The organism is Pseudomonas sp. S37, from assembly GCF_016658545.1.
Taxonomy (GTDB): Bacteria; Pseudomonadota; Gammaproteobacteria; order Pseudomonadales; family Pseudomonadaceae; genus Aquipseudomonas.
Map to the genome: position 1 here is coordinate 56,588 of NZ_JACVZC010000006.1, position 16,791 is coordinate 73,378.

A 16,791-nucleotide genomic window follows, 5' to 3' on the forward strand; every position below is an offset into this window, starting at 1 on the left:
GTCGGGTTACCAATTGTTTCTATGCTCAAGGCCTTCGGCACCTTCGCCCAATGCCAACCGGAGCCCCCATGGCAACCCCGTCACTGGCCAGCCAGCAACTGGCCCAACGTGATTCCCGCCCGCAACTTGGGCAAAAGCCCGGGCGCGCGACGTTGCTGCTTTTCTTTGGCCTGCTACTGACCGGCCTCGCCTACACCGCCTGGAGCCTCAAGCAGGACGTAACCGCCAGCGGCACGGTAATCACTACGGTCACGCCGTTCCTGCTGCTGGGCCTGGCGCTGCTGATTGCCCTGGGCTTCGAATTCGTCAACGGCTTCCACGACACCGCCAACGCGGTCGCCACGGTGATCTATACCCACGCGTTGCCAGCGCCCGTGGCGGTGGTCTGGTCCGGGCTTTGCAACTTCCTTGGGGTACTGCTTTCCAGCGGCGCGGTAGCGTTCGGCATCATCGCCCTGCTGCCGGTCGAACTGATCCTGCAGGTCGGCTCCTCGGCCGGTTTCGCCATGGTCTTCGCCCTGCTGTCGGCAGCCATCATCTGGAACCTCGGCACCTGGTGGCTGGGCTTGCCAGCGTCGTCCTCGCACACCCTGATTGGCTCGATCATCGGCGTGGGTGTGGCCAATGCGCTGATGCACGGGCGTGACGGCACCAGCGGCGTGGACTGGGCCCAGGCCAGCAAGGTCGGCTATGCCCTGCTGTTTTCGCCGTTGATCGGTTTTGCCTGCGCCGCACTGTTGTTGCTGGCGCTGCGCGCACTGGTCAAGCACAAAGCGTTGTACCAGGCACCGGCAGGCCATACGCCACCGCCGTGGTGGATCCGCGGCGTGCTGATCCTGACCTGCACCGGGGTGTCGTTTGCCCATGGTTCCAATGATGGTCAGAAAGGCATGGGCCTGATCATGCTGATACTGGTCGGCACCTTGCCGATGGCGTATGCGCTGAACAAAACCATGCCGAACGAGCAGGCCTTGCAGTTTTCCGCCGTGGCCGAGGTGACCCGACAGGCGTTGGTACGTAGCAACCCGCAGGCGGCCCCGGCCGACCCGCGCCAGGTGCTGGCGCTGTTCATCGCCGACCCCAAGGCCAGCCCGCAACTGATACCGGCGCTGGCAGCGCTGGCCGGGGCGATCGGCGAACAGGTCAAAGGCTATGGTTCGATCAAGCGCGTACCGGCCGAAGCCATGGCCAATGTGCGCAATGACATGTACCTGGCCAGTGAAGCCATCCGCCTGATCGAAAAAAACCGGCTGGTCGTATTCGATGCCGACACCCGCGGCCATTTGCAGCTGTTCAAGGCCCAACTGGACGACGCCACACGCTACATCCCGCTGTGGGTAAAGGTGGCCGTGGCCATCGCGCTGGGGCTGGGCACCATGGTGGGCTGGCGGCGTATCGTGGTGACAGTGGGCGAGAAAATTGGCAAGACGCACCTCAGCTATGCGCAAGGCGCTTCGGCGGAAGTGGTGGCGATGTGCACCATTGGCGCGGCGGATATGTTCGGGCTGCCGGTGTCGACCACCCATGTGCTGAGTTCCGGCGTGGCCGGGGCCATGGTGGCCAATGGTTCGGGCGTTCAGAAGCGCACGCTGATCAATTTGCTGATGGCCTGGGTGCTGACCTTGCCGGCGGCGATGCTGTTGGCCGGGAGCCTGTACTGGTTGCTGAACCAAATCTTCTGAATCTGTACTCCGCTCCCACAGGGATCGCGCAAGATTTCAGACTTTGCGCAAATCAGTTGCCCCTCCAAGGACTGATCAGCCCGGGATCTTCAGGCCCCGCTGCACCGCAGGCCGCTCAAGAAACTTCAGCAGCACCCGCTGCACTTCCTTGAACTGATCAAAGCCCACCAATTCACGCGCGTTGTACCGCTCCACCAGGTTGCGCACCCACGGGAAGATCGCGATATCGGCAATGCTGTACTCGTCGACCATCCACTCCCGGCCTTTCAAGTGCCGGTCCAGCACGCCAAGCAGGCGCTTGGACTCGTTGACATAACGGTCACGCGGGCGTTTGTCTTCATATTCCTTGCCAGCAAAGAAGTGGAAGAAGCCGACCTGGCCGAACATCGGCCCGATACCGCCCATCTGGAACATCAGCCATTGCAAGGTCTGGTAACGCTGGGCCGGGTCCTGGCTCAGCAAGTGCCCGCTCTTCTCCGCCAGGTACTGCAGGATCGCGCCCGATTCGAACAGCGGCAACGGCTGGCCGCCCGGCCCGTTGGGGTCGAGGATGGCCGGGATCTTGTTGTTGGCGCTCAACGAGATGAACTCAGGGCTGAGCTGGTCGTCGTTGTCGAAGCTGACCTTGTGCGGCTCATAGGCCAGGCCGATTTCTTCGAGCATGATTGAAACTTTGACCCCGTTGGGCGTCGGCAGCGAGTACAGCTGCAGCAGTTCGGGGTGTTTGGCGGGCCACTTGCGGGTGATGGGGAAAGCACTGAGATCGGTCATGATCAACCTTGCCTGGGGAATGAACCTGCCACTCTAGAGACATCCCCGGCCGCTGACCATCACCGACCGCTTATCAGCACTGACCGCTCAGGCCTGGCCGTGGGCCTTGAGCTTGAGCTTTTCGGTATCGACGCGGACAAACACCGAGTCAGCCGTTACGGTCAGCACATCACCGGCCCACACTTCGCAGATCACCCGGCTCTTGCGCCCTACTTCGCCTTCCACTCGCGCCTTGAGCACCAGCTCGACGCCCATTGGCGTGGGTTTCAGGTAGGTCAGGTTAAGCGTACCCGTCACGCAGTCGATACGCGGCAGGCTACCCGGCTCGCGGCCTTCGCTGCGGTAGTGGTAGGCCATGGCTGTCCAGTTGGAATGGCAATCGACCAGCATCGCCAGCAGGCCGCCGTACACCAGGCCTGGCCAGCCAATAAAGGCGCTGTCCGGGGCATGGCGGCACACCAGATGGATGCCGTCGTTGTCCCAGTGGCTTTGCAGGTGCAGGCCGCTGGGGTGAGAACAGCCGCAGCCGTAGCAGGTGCCCTCTGGGGCCGCCAGGGCCTGGAGGGAAAGAGGTTGGTCGTTCATACGCTTCCTGTGCTTATAGATATGGGGGCGCGCAACGCCCCCATTAAAGCAGAAACATCAGGCGGTCTGGGCAACCACCTTGGCGCGCCGCTGGGTCAGCGAAACCAGCAGGATGAACGCGGTCACACCCGCGGTCATCAGCGTTTCATAGCGGTAGGCATCGCTGAACAGCATGTAGCCCAGCACCAGGGCGATGGTGCCGATTACCAGCCAGGTCAGGTACGGGAACAGCCACATTTTCAGCTCCAGCGGGCGCCCTTCGCGCTCGGCACGGGCCCGCATGCGCAGCTGCGACACGGCAATGACCAGGTACACCAGCAGGGCGATGGCACCGGTGGTAGACAGCAGGAAGCCGAATACTTTGCCCGGGAACACATAGTTGACGAAGCAACCGGCAAAGCCCGCCAGGGTGGAGAAGATCACCGCCACAGTCGGCACGCCCGAGCCGGAGATGCGCTTGGTCACACTCAGCGCCTGGCCACGTGCGCCCAGCGAGTAAAGCATGCGCGAGGCGGTGTACAAGCCCGAGTTCATGCAGCTGGTCACGGCCACCAGCACCACCAGGTCGACCAGCAGCTTGGCACCCGGCACGTTCAGCACTTCCAGCACGCGCTGGAACGAACCGACCGCTTTCAACGCCGGGTCGTTCCAGGCCACCAGCGACACCACCAGGAAGATCGACGCCAGGTAGAAGATCGCGATGCGGTACACCACCAGGTTGGTGGCGCGGCGGATCTTGTCTTTCGGGTTGGCGGTTTCGTCAGCGGCGATGGTGACGATCTCGGCGCCGAAGAACGAGAAGATGGTAATCAGCACGCCACCCAGCACAGTGCCGAAGCCGTTGGGCATGAAGCCGCCGTTGTCCCACAGCCGGCTGACCCCGGACACCTCGGCCAGCGGCCAGAAGCCGAATACCGCCAAGGTGCAGACACCGATGAAGCCGATGATCGCCACCACCTTGACCAGCGCGAACCAATATTCGAAGGCGCCGAAGTTCTTCACGCTGACCAGGTTGGTACCGGACAGCACCAGCATGATCAGGAAGGCGAACAACCACGACGGCACACCGGGGAAGTAGGCATGCAGGATATCGGCACCGGCGATCGCCTCAACCGGAATGATCAACACCCAGAACCACCAGTACAGCCAGCCGATGGTAAAGCCGGCCCACGGGCCGATGGCCTCGGAAGCGTAAGTGGAAAACGAGCCGCTGTTTGGGTTGGCGATGGCCATCTCGCCGAGCATGCGCATCACCAGCAGCACCAGCAGGCCGGTCATGGCGTAGGAGATGAGGATCGCCGGGCCGGCGGTGGCGATGGCGTTGGACGAGCCGATGAACAGGCCAGCACCGATGATGCCGGCGATGGAGATCATGGACACCTGACGCGAGGTCAGGCCGTGCTGCAGGGAACGCTGTTTCTTGTTGTCTTGCGAAGCCATGAAGAACCCTCGAATGGGTCGGCCGCGGCATGGCGGCTGAAGGTCGGAGCAGAATTCTTATTAAGTTCTGATGCGTGTTGTTGTTGTTTTGCAGATGCCGGAAGCGGGTACTGACCTCCTCTTCGCATGACCGGTTGTAATCGTTGATCCAGGTCAGTATTAATCTATAGGCCGGGGTCAACAAACGACCTTTTCGAACCACATGATTCCGCTTTGGAATGAACTTCTTCCTTTTTTGCTCGGTATTGCCCGTCATGTCCAAACGCCTGATGCCTTCGACCACCGCCCTTCAGTGCTTCGAAGCGGCCGCCCGCCACCTCAGCTTCACCCGTGCGGCGCAGGAACTGCACCTGACCCAGAGCGCCGTCAGCAAACAGGTGGCGCAGCTTGAGGACATGCTTTCGCACTCACTGTTCCAGCGCATTCGCCGGCGCCTGCACCTGACACCGGCCGGCGCGCTGTACCTTACCGAAGTGAACAAGATCCTCACCCAGATCGACATTTCCAGCCGCTACATCCTCAGCTACGGTGACGAAACCGAAGTGCTGCGTATCGCCACCCAGCCCACCTTCGGCGCACGCTGGCTGGTGCCCAAGCTCAAGGGTTTTGGTGACCGTTACCCACGCATCCACCTGGACGTGCGCAACGAACTGGAGCCGTTCGACCTGGTGCAGGCCAAGGCCGACATCGCGTTTTTCTTCGGCCAGGGCACTTGGCCCGGGGCAACCTGCATCGAGTTGTTCAGCGAAGAAGTGGTGCCGGTGTGCAGCCCGCAGCTGCTGGCCAACCACCGCTTCGACAGTGCCCAGGCGCTGACCGAGCACCGCCTGCTGCAGTGCGTGTCGCGGCCGGAGGCTTGGCATGAGTGGTTCCTGGGTTTGGGGCTGCACAGCCAGAACAGCTACCACGGGCCGCGCTTCGACACGTTCTACCTGTGCATCCGCGCAGCCATTGCCGGCTGCGGCATTGCCCTGATTCCGCGGTATCTGGTGGCTGAAGAACTGAGCGAGGGCAAGCTGGTGGTGGCCTGGGACCACCCTGTGGCGAGCAATGGCCGGCACTTCATTGCGCATGCCGAGCATGCCGCCGAAGTGCCCAAGATCCGGGCCTTTGTGCAGTGGATTCGGGAGCGGGTGGCTGAGGGGGAATGATTTGACCTGTGCTGGCCTCTTCGCGGGTGAACCCGCTCCTACAGGGATCGCACAATGCCTGGGCCTGTGGTGAACATGTAGGAGCGGGTTCACCCGCGAAGAGGCCAGCACAGGCAACGCAAATCAAAGGCCAGATCACGAATCCATGGAATGACCGCAATCGAATAATTCGTTTGCGGAATAACCCGCCAACACGCTTGGATAATAAGAAACTCGAACAAGGTCCGCGTGCCCCATGAACCAGGAAAGTATCAGCCAGTCCATTGCCATCGTTCACCCGATCACACTTTCCCATGGCCGCAATGCCGAAGTCTGGGACACTGACGGCAAACGTTATATCGACTTCGTCGGCGGTATCGGTGTGCTCAACCTGGGCCACTGCAACCCGGCGGTGGTCGAAGCGATTCAGGCCCAGGCCACCCGCCTGACTCACTACGCCTTCAACGCCGCACCCCATGGCCCGTACCTGGCCCTGATGGAGCAACTGAGCCAGTTCGTACCGGTCAGCTACCCGCTGGCCGGCATGCTCACCAACAGCGGCGCGGAAGCCGCGGAAAACGCCCTGAAAGTGGCCCGTGGCGCCACTGGCAAGCGCGCCATCATCGCCTTCGACGGCGGTTTCCACGGCCGCACCCTGGCCACCCTCAACCTCAACGGCAAGGTCGCCCCCTACAAGCAACGGGTTGGCGAACTGCCCGGGCCGGTGTACCACCTGCCCTACCCCAGCGCCGATACCGGAGTAACCTGCGAACAGGCGCTCAAGGCCATGGACCGTCTGTTCAGCGTCGAGCTGGCGGTGGAGGACGTGGCGGCGTTCATCTTCGAACCGGTACAGGGCGAAGGCGGTTTCCTCGCCCTTGACCCAGCCTTCGCCCAGGCGCTGCGCCGCTTCTGCGACGAGCGCGGCATCCTGATCATCATCGACGAGATCCAGTCGGGCTTCGGCCGCACCGGCCAGCGCTTTGCCTTCCCGCGTCTGGGCATCGAGCCCGACCTGCTGCTGCTGGCCAAGAGCATTGCCGGTGGCATGCCGCTGGGTGCGGTGGTCGGGCGCAAGGAAGTGATGGCGTCGCTGCCCAAGGGCGGCCTGGGTGGCACCTACTCGGGCAACCCGATTGCCTGCGCGGCGGCGCTGGCCAGCCTGGCGCAGATGACTGACGAGAACGTGGCCACCTGGGGTGAGCGCCAGGAGCAGGCCATCGTCAACCGCCACCAGCGCTGGAAGGCCTCGGGCCTTAGCCCGTTCATCGGGCGCCTGACCGGCGTGGGCGCCATGCGTGGCATCGAGTTCGTCAATGCCGATGGCAGCCCGGCCCCGGCGCAACTGGCCAAGGTGATGGAAGCGGCGCGGGCCAAAGGCCTGCTGCTGATGCCGAGCGGCAAGGCGCGGCACATCATCCGCCTGCTGGCACCACTGACCATCGAGGCCGAGGTGCTCGAAGAAGGGCTGGATATCCTCGAGCAGTGCCTGGCGGAATTGAACTGAGTTTTACAGGCCCAGTTCTGCCGGGGTAAGCATGTCGGACTCGAAGGCAATCCAGCCGCCTTCGAGTTCGGCGTGGCCGTTGACGATCGGGCCGTAGTAGGTCAGGCCGTTCTCCAGGGTCACGCAGATGTGCGTGGCATTCTTTTCGGGGGCCGCGAGCGTACCGACGAAATGCACCTTTTTCAGGGTCTCGGTCACCGCCTCCAGGCCAACGCGCATGTTGGGGTTTTCCGAGGCCTCGGTATCACCCCCGCGGTCTTCGGCGCTGATGGTGACGGTGGCGATGTACGGGTACTTGGTGCTCAAGCGGGGTTACCTCAGTGGGTGGGTAGGCGTATGGGCGCGTAGAGTACGGCAGGCGGTCTCTGTTGTCTCTACTGGCCTCTTCGCGGGTGAACCCGCTCCTACAAGGGATCGCATGTTGCCTGTAGGAGCGGGTTTACCCGCGAAGAGGCCAGCCCTGCAATAGATGATCTGCAGGCCCCGATCTGTTAGGGTGCCCGCCGATGCACGCCACACCACACGAGGACCCCACGTGAGCGCCGAAGAACCCCTGATCGCCGACCTGTTCGATGTCGACAAACGCCTGTCCCTCAAGCCCGTCGTGGACTTCAACAGCTACCTGCGCAACGCCTTCGGCGAAGGCCCGTGCCGCTGCCATCGCTGTGCGGAAGGTGCCGACCAGAGCACCTACAGCCACGCCCACAGCTTCACCTTCGAGGGCCGCGCGTGGCACCGCCGCTTCGCCAGCACTGCCGGCAGCGACGTCGCCCAGGTGCTGAAAAAAGCCTGGCTGTCGTACACCAAGGCCGACCTCAACCTGATCGGCGCGCTGGACCTGACCACCCTCAAGACCTTCACCGAGGCCGCCCTGCACCCACGCCTGCTGGCCCTGCTGCCGGCCAGCGGCCTGGCCCGCGAGGTGGATGGCCAGTGGATGCTGCAAGCCCAGGCCGACTGACGGCCCGGCGGCAAGGCAGGATTCCACCGGTCTGCTAACGTGGTGGAATCCGCCCAGCCGCAGGTAGTCCGCCATGGCCCGCACAACGCCCATCGAGCTGTACCGCAATATCGGCATCGTCGCCCACGTTGACGCCGGCAAGACCACCACCACCGAGCGGATCCTGTTCTACACCGGGGTCAACCACAAGATGGGCGAGGTGCACGATGGCGCCGCGACCATGGACTGGATGGCCCAGGAGCAGGAACGGGGCATTACCATCACCTCGGCGGCGACCACGGCGTTCTGGCAGGGCTCGACCAAGCAGTTCGCCGACAAGTACCGCTTCAACATCATCGACACCCCCGGCCACGTCGACTTCACCATCGAGGTGGAACGCTCGCTGCGCGTGCTCGATGGCGCCGTCGTGGTCTTCAGCGGCGCTGACGGCGTCGAACCGCAGTCCGAGACGGTCTGGCGCCAGGCCAACAAGTACCACGTGCCCCGCCTGGCCTACATCAACAAGATGGACCGCCAGGGCGCCGACTTCCTGCGTGTGGTCAAACAGATCGACCAGCGCCTGGGCCACCACCCAGTGCCGATTCAGCTGGCGATCGGCAGCGAAGAGAACTTCATCGGCCAGATCGACCTGGTGAAGATGAAGGCCATCTACTGGAACGATGCCGACAACGGCACCAGCTATCGCGAAGAAGAGATTCCTGCCGAGCTCCAGGCGCTGGCCAATGAATGGCGCGCGAAAATGGTGGAGGCCGCAGCCGAGGCCGATGACGAACTGACCCTGAAGTTTCTGGATGGCGAAGAACTGAGCATCGAAGAAATCAAGGCCGGCCTGCGCAAGCGCACCCTTAACAACGAGATCGTGCCCACCATCCTCGGCTCCTCGTTCAAGAACAAGGGCGTGCCGCTGATGCTCGATGCGGTCATCGATTACCTTCCTGCCCCGTCGGAAATCCCGGCAATCAAGGGCACCGACCCCGACGACGAAAACAAGCACCTGGAGCGCCACGCCGACGACAAGGAACCGTTCTCGGCCCTTGCTTTCAAGATCGCCACCGACCCTTTCGTCGGCACCCTCACCTTCGCCCGAGTCTATTCCGGCGTGCTCAGTTCCGGCAACGCGGTACTCAACTCGGTCAAGGGCAAAAAGGAACGCATCGGCCGCATGGTACAGATGCACGCCAACCAGCGCGCCGAAATCAAGGACGTATGCGCCGGCGACATCGCCGCGCTGATCGGTATGAAGGACGTGACCACTGGCGACACCCTGTGCGACATGGACAAGCCGATTATCCTCGAGCGCATGGACTTCCCCGACCCGGTGATTTCCGTGGCGGTGGAACCGAAGACCAAGGCCGACCAGGAAAAAATGGGCATTGCCCTGGGCAAGCTGGCCCAGGAAGACCCGTCATTCCGGGTGCGCACCGACGAAGAAACCGGCCAGACCATCATTTCGGGCATGGGCGAGCTGCACCTGGACATCATCGTCGACCGCATGCGCCGCGAATTCAACGTCGAGGCCAACATCGGCAAGCCCCAAGTGGCCTACCGCGAAAAAATCCGCAACACCTGCGAAATCGAAGGCCGCTTCGTCCGCCAGTCTGGTGGCCGTGGCCAATATGGCCATTGCTGGATCCGCTTCGCTCCCGGAGACGAAGGCAAGGAAGGCCTGGAATTCATCAACGAGATTGTCGGCGGCGTGGTGCCACGCGAGTACATCCCGGCAATCCAGAAGGGTATCGAAGAGCAGATGAAGAACGGCGTGCTCGCCGGCTACCCGCTGATCAACCTCAAGGCGGCGGTCTTCGACGGCTCGTACCACGACGTCGACTCCAACGAAATGGCCTACAAGATCGCCGCATCCATGGCCACCAAGCAGCTGTCGCAGAAAGGTGGCGCGGTGCTGCTGGAGCCGGTGATGAAGGTAGAAGTGGTGACGCCCGAAGAGTACCAGGGCGATATCCTCGGCGACCTGAGCCGGCGCCGCGGCATGATCCAGGACGGTGACGAGACACCGGCCGGCAAGGTGATCCGCGCCGAGGTGCCGTTGGGCGAGATGTTCGGCTACGCCACCTCGATGCGCTCGATGACTCAAGGCCGGGCCAGCTTCTCGATGGAGTTCACCCGCTATGCCGAAGCCCCGGCGAGCATTGCCGATGGGATCGTCAAGAAGAACCGCGGGGAGTAAATCATCCGCCTGTATTGGCCTCTTCGCGGGCACGCCCGCTCCCACAGGGGTTTTGCGCCCCCTTGTAGGAGCGGCTTTAGCCGCGAAGAGGCCGGCACAGGCAACGACCAATTATCAGTGCTGCTCGCCAGCCCGCTTCAACAGCTTCTTGCACCGCTCCGACAAATGCACCACGCGTAAATGCTTGCCCGCCTTGGCATAGCGCTCGCGCAAGGTCTTCAACGCCGCAATCGCCGAGTAGTCAACAAAACTCAGGTGCTGGCAATCCAGCGTGACCTTACCCGGGTCATTGGCCGGGTCGAACTGGTTGAGGAACGGCGCCGTCGAGGCGAAGAACAACGTGCCATGCACCTGGTAATGCTTGCTCCCCTCTTCATCTACGTGACTATCGGCATACAGCTCACGCGCATGCTGCCAGGCAAAGTTCACCGCCGCGATGACGATACCGAACAGCACCGCCGTGGCCAGGTCGGTAAACACCGTCACCACCGTCACCGCAATGATCGCCAGCACATCATTCACCGGCACCTTGTGCAGCACCCGCAACGACGCCCAGGCAAAGGTCTGCTGCGCCACCACAAACATCACCCCGACCAGCGCCGCCAGCGGAATACGCTCGATCAGCGGCGACAGGAACAACACGAACAGCAGAATCATCACCCCGGCCACAACCCCCGACAGCCGCCCACGGCCATTGGAGCTGAGGTTGATCACCGTCTGCCCGATCATCGCGCAACCGCCCATGCCACCGCACAGGCCGGAAACCATGTTCGCCGCACCCAAGGCCACACACTCGCGGTCCGGGTAACCTCGACTCTCGGTGATTTCATCGGTCAGGTTCAGCGTCAGCAGGGTTTCCAGCAGGCCGACCATGGCCATCAGCACTGCGTAGGGGGCGATGATCTTCAGTGTGTCCAGATTCCACGGCACATCCGGCAGCGCCAGCCCCGGCAGGCCGCCAGCGATATGCGCCATGTCACCCAGGGTGCGGGTGGGCAAGCCGAGCAGGTATACCAGCAGGCCAACACCCAGAATCGCCACCAGCGCCGGCGGCACCGCACGGGTCAGTTTCGGCAGTACGTAGACCACGGCCATGGTCAGCGCCACCAGGCCGATCATCAGGTACAGCGACGCCCCGGTCAGCCAGTGCTCGCCGTCCTTGAAATGCTCCAACTGGGCCATGGCGATGACAATGGCCAGGCCGTTGACGAAGCCCAGCATGACCGGGTACGGCACCAGGCGTACCAGCTTGCCCAGGCGCAGCAGGCCGAACAGGATCATCACCACCCCGCCCAGCAGCACCGTCGCCAGCAGGTATTGCGCGCCGTGCTGCACCACCAGCGCCACGATCACCACCGCCATCGAGCCGGCAGCCCCGGAAATCATCCCCGGCCGGCCGCCAAACAGCGCCGTCAGGGTGCAGATGATGAACGCGCCATACAGGCCCATCAGCGGGTTGAGGTGGGCCACCAGGGCAAAGGCGATGCACTCGGGCACCAGGGCGAACGAGGTGGTCAGGCCGGCGAGCAGGTCGGCGCGTAGTCGAACGGGTTTCATGGGTATCCTGTGGGGCGGTCCGAGCGGACGGTACAAAAAACAAGGGGCGCGATGTTACGGAATTTGTCTGACAGCGGCCACCGCAAAGGTGCCTAGCGCGCGACCGAGGCCAGCCACTCTGCCATGGAGGCATCTTCCAGCGCGTACTCGCCACGATTGGCCTTCCATACCAGTTCCTTGTCCCGCAATGCATCAAGGGCCTTCTGTACGTTGGGCGTGCTGGCGTTGACCTCGGTATGGGCCAGCTCCAGCTTGCGACTCACATCGGCCAGGGTTTGCTCGGTAAACGGCGAAAAAGGTTGCCGGCCCAACGTGCGTTCGGCCATTACCTCAAGCACTGCCTGCTGCAAGGGCGAAAGTTCGTTCCAGGCGCTTTCATAGTCGCTCCACACGCCGGCCTGATGATTCAGCGCCCCGTTGCGCAGCAGTTCACCCAGGTTGCCCGCCTCACCCAGGCCGACGCTGACCTCCGCCAACAGCTTGTTGAGCATTTCCGGGCGGCGGCCGACCAGCTCGAAGGCGTACGCCAGGTCCTCTACCTTGAACTGATTGCTGTCGGCCAGGCGCTGGTTCCACAAGGCGGTGATGAACTCGACATATTCACGACCCAGCAAGGGAAATGGCGTGATACTGGCACCAAAGAACGGCTGCTTGCTCTTCAGCACCAGGTTGGCCAGCTTGTCGCGGCTGGAGCCGGTGAACACCAGGCGCAAGCCGTCCGGGCGGTCGCCACGGTTGAGGTGGTCGCGCGCGGCTTTTAGCGCGAACATCGCGTTCAGGCCATCTTCACTGTTGAGGGCATGCTGGGCCTCGTCGATGATCAGTACCACCATCTGCCCCGAGACTTGGTGCAACACGGCAAGCGCCTGAGCCAAGGTCGTACCCTCAGGCAGTTGCGGGCGGGTAAAGTCCCAGCTGAGGGTACGCAGCAGGTTCACCTTGTCGATACCGGCCTTTTTCGCTGCTTTGGCCAGCGCACCTTCGAAGTGCCCCAGCGCAGCACCGATGGCGCCACTGATCAGTTCTGCCGGCGCGGCGTCGCGGTCCGACCACAGGTCGACGTAAACCGGTAGCCAGCCGCGCCGAACGCATTCGGGGATGAAGTCATTGTTGAGGAAGGTGCTCTTGCCCGTACGCCGGGGCGCGGCAAGGAACATGCCCGAGCTGTAATCAACCAGCGACTCGCCGGCCAGGTCTTGGCCCAAGGCCTTGGCCAACTGATCACGACGCAACAGCGGGCGAATGGGCGACATGTGATTATCCTAAATTATCTTAATGACTATAATTTATAGCCTACAAGATAAAACCCGATAAATCACCCCGTTACTCCACACCGCCGACGTGATCCAGGTCCAGCAGGAAGTCAGTAAATTTGCCATCATGTTGGTTCACCCTGCGGAGATCATGGACATGCCGCTACGCCCCCTTCTCGCCTCCCTGCTGCTGGCCATCAGCATCACCGCGCAGGCCGCCACCGAAGTACTGCCACTGCAGCACCGCAGCAGCGCCGAACTAATGCCCGCCGTGCAGGCGTTCATCGGCAACGACGGCACGGTCAGCGCCTTCGAAAACAAGCTTATCGTCAACGCCAGCCCCGAGCGCATCGACGACCTGCGCGCCCTGCTGCAACAGCTGGACACAGCGCCCAAGCGCCTGCTGATCAGCGTCGACAACAACGACAGCAATTTCCAGGACAACCGTGGCAACGCGCGGGTCATCCACTACGGCACCAGCAACCGCGAAGGTGGCATGCAGCAGGTACAGGCCAGCGAAGGCCAGCCTGCCCTGATCCAGGTTGGCCAGAGCATCCCGATTACCAGCACCAGCACCGACGGTTACGGGCGCCTCCAGAGCAATACCGAATACCGCAATGTGACCCAGGGTTTCTACGTCACCCCGAGCTTGAGCGGTGATACGGTTCGTCTGCAAATAAGTACCAATAATGACCGCATCAGTCAGGAACGTGCAGATGTAGTAAAAGTGCAAAGTACCGACACAACAGTCACTGGCAGGCTCGGTGAGTGGATCACCCTGGCGGGCTACAACCAGCAGAGCCAGGCCGACCGCAACACCTCAAGCCGCAGTTACAGCACCCAGCGCGGCGAAAACATGACTTTACGTGTAAAAGTCGATCTTCTGGACTGATCCCAGGCAATTCAAGGCCTCGACCAAAGGCCTTGAAACTGACTGCCAAGTCGCATTAGACCAAAGATGTAGTAAGCGAAAAAATCCACTACAAAACATTTGACAGGGTCTTTTTCCCAAGGGCATGATGGCCTCGCTCCCGCTAATCAGGGGCCCTGGCAAGGGCCTTCGAGGCGCGCTCCTCCCACCCCTGGAGGCGCCTCGTGTCTATACGGCCCACAAGGCGGTTCGACGGGATTGCGACTGCAACGAAGAAGTTGTCCCGAGGGACGGAAGCGCATCACCGCAGTACTGGCAATCGCGTAGCACCGCAGCAAGGCAACCACGAGCCGACCTGCCGGAGCACACCTTCGCCTGGCCTGCCACACCCTTCCCCTTCGAGCCTTCGCGTTCGCCGCCGCACTCCCGCGAACAGGACAGCCGCCAGGCACCTGATCTGCTCCGAGCATCAGCACAATTAACCCAAGATCGATGCGACGAGGTTTATTTCCATGGCACTGACACGCGAACAGCAAATTGCAGCCCTCGAGAAAGACTGGGCCGAGAACCCGCGCTGGAAAGGCGTGACCCGTACCTACACCGCCGCTGATGTCGTTCGCCTGCGTGGCTCCGTGCAACCCGAGCACACCTTTGCCCGCCAGGGTGCAGAAAAACTGTGGAAGCTGGTCACCGAAGGTGCCCACCCGTCCTTCCGCCCAGAAAAAGACTTCGTCAACTGCATGGGTGCCCTGACCGGCGGCCAGGCAGTGCAGCAGGTAAAAGCCGGCATCCAGGCCATCTACCTGTCCGGCTGGCAGGTTGCCGCCGACAACAACTCGGCCGAGTCGATGTACCCTGACCAGTCGCTGTACCCGGTCGACTCGGTACCGACCGTGGTCAAGCGCATCAACAACTCGTTCCGCCGCGCCGACCAGATCCAGTGGAAAGCCGGCAAAAACCCGGGCGACGAAGGCTACATCGACTACTTCGCGCCGATCGTGGCTGACGCCGAAGCCGGTTTCGGCGGCGTGCTGAACGCCTACGAGCTGATGAAGAACATGATCGAAGCAGGCGCCGCCGGCGTGCACTTCGAAGACCAGCTGGCCTCGGTGAAAAAATGCGGCCACATGGGTGGCAAGGTACTGGTACCGACCCAGGAAGCCGTACAGAAGCTGGTGGCTGCGCGCCTGGCCGCTGACGTATCGGGCGTACCGACCATCATCCTGGCACGTACCGACGCCAACGCCGCCGACCTGCTGACCAGCGACTGCGACCCGTACGACCAGCCGTTCGTGATTGGCGAGCGCACCCGCGAAGGCTTCTACAAGGTACGCGCCGGCCTCGACCAGGCCATCGCCCGCGGCCTGGCCTACGCCCCGTACGCCGACCTGATCTGGTGTGAAACCGCCAAGCCGGACCTGGACGAAGCCCGCCGCTTCGCCGAAGCGATCAAAAAGGAGTACCCGGACCAGATCCTGTCGTACAACTGCTCGCCTTCCTTCAACTGGAAGAAGAACCTGGACGACGCCACCATCGCCAAGTTCCAGCGCGAACTGTCGGCCATGGGCTACAAGCACCAGTTCATCACCCTGGCCGGCATCCACAACATGTGGCACGGCATGTTCAACCTGGCGCACGACTACGCCCGCAACGACATGACCGCCTACGTGAAGCTGCAGGAGCAGGAATTCGCTGACGCCAGCAAGGGCTACACCTTCGTGGCGCACCAGCAGGAAGTGGGCACTGGCTACTTCGACGACATGACCACTGTGATCCAGGGTGGGGCTTCGTCGGTGACTGCACTGACCGGTTCGACCGAGGAAGAGCAGTTCCACTGATAGTGGGTTGCGGTTGAATGAAGGCCCGGGGCTTGTGAAAGCCCTGGGCCTTCGTTTTTTGCCTGTGCCAGCCTATTCGCGGGTAAACCCGCTCCTACATGGGACAACTATCGTTGTAGGAGCGGGTTTACCCGCGAATAGGCCTGCCCAGACGACACACCACTCAAGCCTCAGTGCAAACCCCAAGCACCACATTCCCCTCGCCATACTCTTGGCAGCACCACCCAATCCCAAGGCATCACCAACAAACCCCATAATCAGGTCTATGCTTGAGGCAGCACAGCAGCAAGGACCGCCCATGCCTCGTCCAAGCCACCTGATGATTGTCGCCCTGGCCGCCGCTGCCCTCTTTCTATATGCACTGGCCAGCGACAACACCCTGCTCGCCCTGCTGGCCAAACCCATCCCGGTGCTGGCCATGATCGCCTGGCTGCGCAGCGCCGCCGCCTCAACCTACCGCATGTGGATCTCGATCGGCCTGGCCTTCTCGGTAATCGGCGACATCCTGCTGGCCATCCCCGCCGACCTGTTCGTGTTCGGCCTGGTCGCATTCCTCTTTGCTCACCTGGCCTACCTGCGCGCCTACTGCGGCCAAACCCTTCGCCCTGCCCTGCCCGCGCTGGCGTTCAGCGCCCTCACCGGCATCACCCTGTTCAGCGTACTCGCCAGCCACGGCCTCGGCCCGCTGCTGATCCCGGTCGCGATCTACGCCCTGGCGATCAGCGCCATGCTCTGGCGCGCCCTGGCCTGTGGTGGGCTGGCCGCGCTCGGTGCCGGCCTGTTCGTATTCTCCGACAGCCTGATCGGCACTGACCGTTTCGTCAGCCCGTTCGCCGCCGCACCCTACCTGATCATCCTCGCCTACTGGCTCGGCCAATGGGCGATCGCTTCATCAGTCGGTCATCGCTCAACCGATAAAGTATTGACCCAGAGCGGTGCAAGCGGCGCTGGAAGCTGCTAGAACACGAGCCTTTCGCATTTGCAAGTAGGGGGAATCGCCAGATGAACTTT

General features: G+C 62.5%; 14 protein-coding genes. 8 read left to right on the top strand and 6 right to left on the bottom strand.

Annotation, left to right across the window (positions count from 1 at the left end; translation table 11 throughout):
• Positions 1-68 precede the first annotated feature (68 nt).
• Positions 69-1,682: an inorganic phosphate transporter gene (locus IAE39_RS04085; protein WP_201199638.1), complete on the top strand. Its 1,614-nt coding sequence runs from the start codon at positions 69-71 to the stop codon at positions 1,680-1,682.
• Between the two features lie 75 nt (positions 1,683-1,757).
• On the opposite strand, the gene IAE39_RS04090 is transcribed toward IAE39_RS04085, so the two are convergent.
• From IAE39_RS04090 to IAE39_RS04100, 3 genes are all read right to left on the bottom strand, one after another.
• A complete protein-coding gene (locus tag IAE39_RS04090; RefSeq protein ID WP_201199640.1) occupies positions 1,758-2,453 on the bottom strand; it encodes a glutathione S-transferase N-terminal domain-containing protein in 696 nt (231 codons plus the stop codon).
• Positions 2,454-2,540: 87 nt separating this feature from the next.
• Positions 2,541-3,038, bottom strand: coding sequence for a PaaI family thioesterase (locus IAE39_RS04095; protein ID WP_201199641.1), 498 nt, complete (start codon positions 3,036-3,038; stop codon positions 2,541-2,543).
• A gap of 57 nt (positions 3,039-3,095) precedes the next feature.
• Positions 3,096-4,478, bottom strand: a complete 1,383-nt coding sequence (locus tag IAE39_RS04100; protein WP_201199642.1) for an amino acid permease — start codon at positions 4,476-4,478, stop codon at positions 3,096-3,098.
• A gap of 254 nt (positions 4,479-4,732) precedes the next feature.
• Here IAE39_RS04100 and IAE39_RS04105 point away from each other — a divergent pair, with 254 nt between their 5' ends.
• Complete coding sequence (locus IAE39_RS04105; RefSeq protein WP_201199643.1) at positions 4,733-5,629, top strand: LysR substrate-binding domain-containing protein; 897 nt, start codon at positions 4,733-4,735, stop codon at positions 5,627-5,629.
• A 235-nt stretch (positions 5,630-5,864) separates the two neighbouring features.
• On the top strand, positions 5,865-7,115 hold the full coding sequence (locus IAE39_RS04110; RefSeq protein ID WP_201199644.1) for a 2-aminoadipate transaminase: 1,251 nt from the start codon (positions 5,865-5,867) through the stop codon (positions 7,113-7,115).
• Between the two features lie 3 nt (positions 7,116-7,118).
• On the opposite strand, the gene IAE39_RS04115 is transcribed toward IAE39_RS04110, so the two are convergent.
• Positions 7,119-7,421, bottom strand: coding sequence for a hypothetical protein (locus IAE39_RS04115; RefSeq protein ID WP_201199645.1), 303 nt, complete (start codon positions 7,419-7,421; stop codon positions 7,119-7,121).
• A gap of 229 nt (positions 7,422-7,650) precedes the next feature.
• Here IAE39_RS04115 and IAE39_RS04120 point away from each other — a divergent pair, with 229 nt between their 5' ends.
• Positions 7,651-8,076 carry a hypothetical protein gene (locus tag IAE39_RS04120; RefSeq protein WP_201199646.1) on the top strand — a complete coding sequence of 142 codons (426 nt, stop codon included), beginning with the start codon at positions 7,651-7,653 and terminating at the stop codon, positions 8,074-8,076.
• Positions 8,077-8,149: 73 nt separating this feature from the next.
• Positions 8,150-10,261: an elongation factor G gene (fusA, locus tag IAE39_RS04125; protein ID WP_201199648.1), complete on the top strand. Its 2,112-nt coding sequence runs from the start codon at positions 8,150-8,152 to the stop codon at positions 10,259-10,261.
• Positions 10,262-10,375: 114 nt separating this feature from the next.
• Here fusA and IAE39_RS04130 read toward each other — a convergent pair whose 3' ends face one another.
• Positions 10,376-11,818 carry a SulP family inorganic anion transporter gene (locus IAE39_RS04130; RefSeq protein WP_201199650.1) on the bottom strand — a complete coding sequence of 481 codons (1,443 nt, stop codon included), beginning with the start codon at positions 11,816-11,818 and terminating at the stop codon, positions 10,376-10,378.
• Between the two features lie 92 nt (positions 11,819-11,910).
• Entirely contained in the window at positions 11,911-13,071 is a 1,161-nt protein-coding gene (locus tag IAE39_RS04135; protein ID WP_201199652.1) for a hypothetical protein, read from the bottom strand.
• Between the two features lie 127 nt (positions 13,072-13,198).
• On the opposite strand from IAE39_RS04135, the gene IAE39_RS04140 reads away from it, so the two are divergent.
• From IAE39_RS04140 to IAE39_RS04150, 3 genes are all read left to right on the top strand, one after another.
• A complete protein-coding gene (locus tag IAE39_RS04140) occupies positions 13,199-13,963 on the top strand; it encodes a secretin N-terminal domain-containing protein (RefSeq protein WP_201199654.1) in 765 nt (254 codons plus the stop codon).
• Between the two features lie 491 nt (positions 13,964-14,454).
• Positions 14,455-15,780 (top strand): isocitrate lyase, encoded by a 1,326-nt coding sequence (gene aceA, locus IAE39_RS04145; RefSeq protein WP_201199656.1) that lies wholly within the window; start codon positions 14,455-14,457, stop codon positions 15,778-15,780.
• A 298-nt stretch (positions 15,781-16,078) separates the two neighbouring features.
• Positions 16,079-16,741, top strand: a complete 663-nt coding sequence (locus IAE39_RS04150) for a lysoplasmalogenase (protein WP_201199658.1) — start codon at positions 16,079-16,081, stop codon at positions 16,739-16,741.
• The last annotated feature ends 50 nt before the right edge of the window (positions 16,742-16,791 follow it).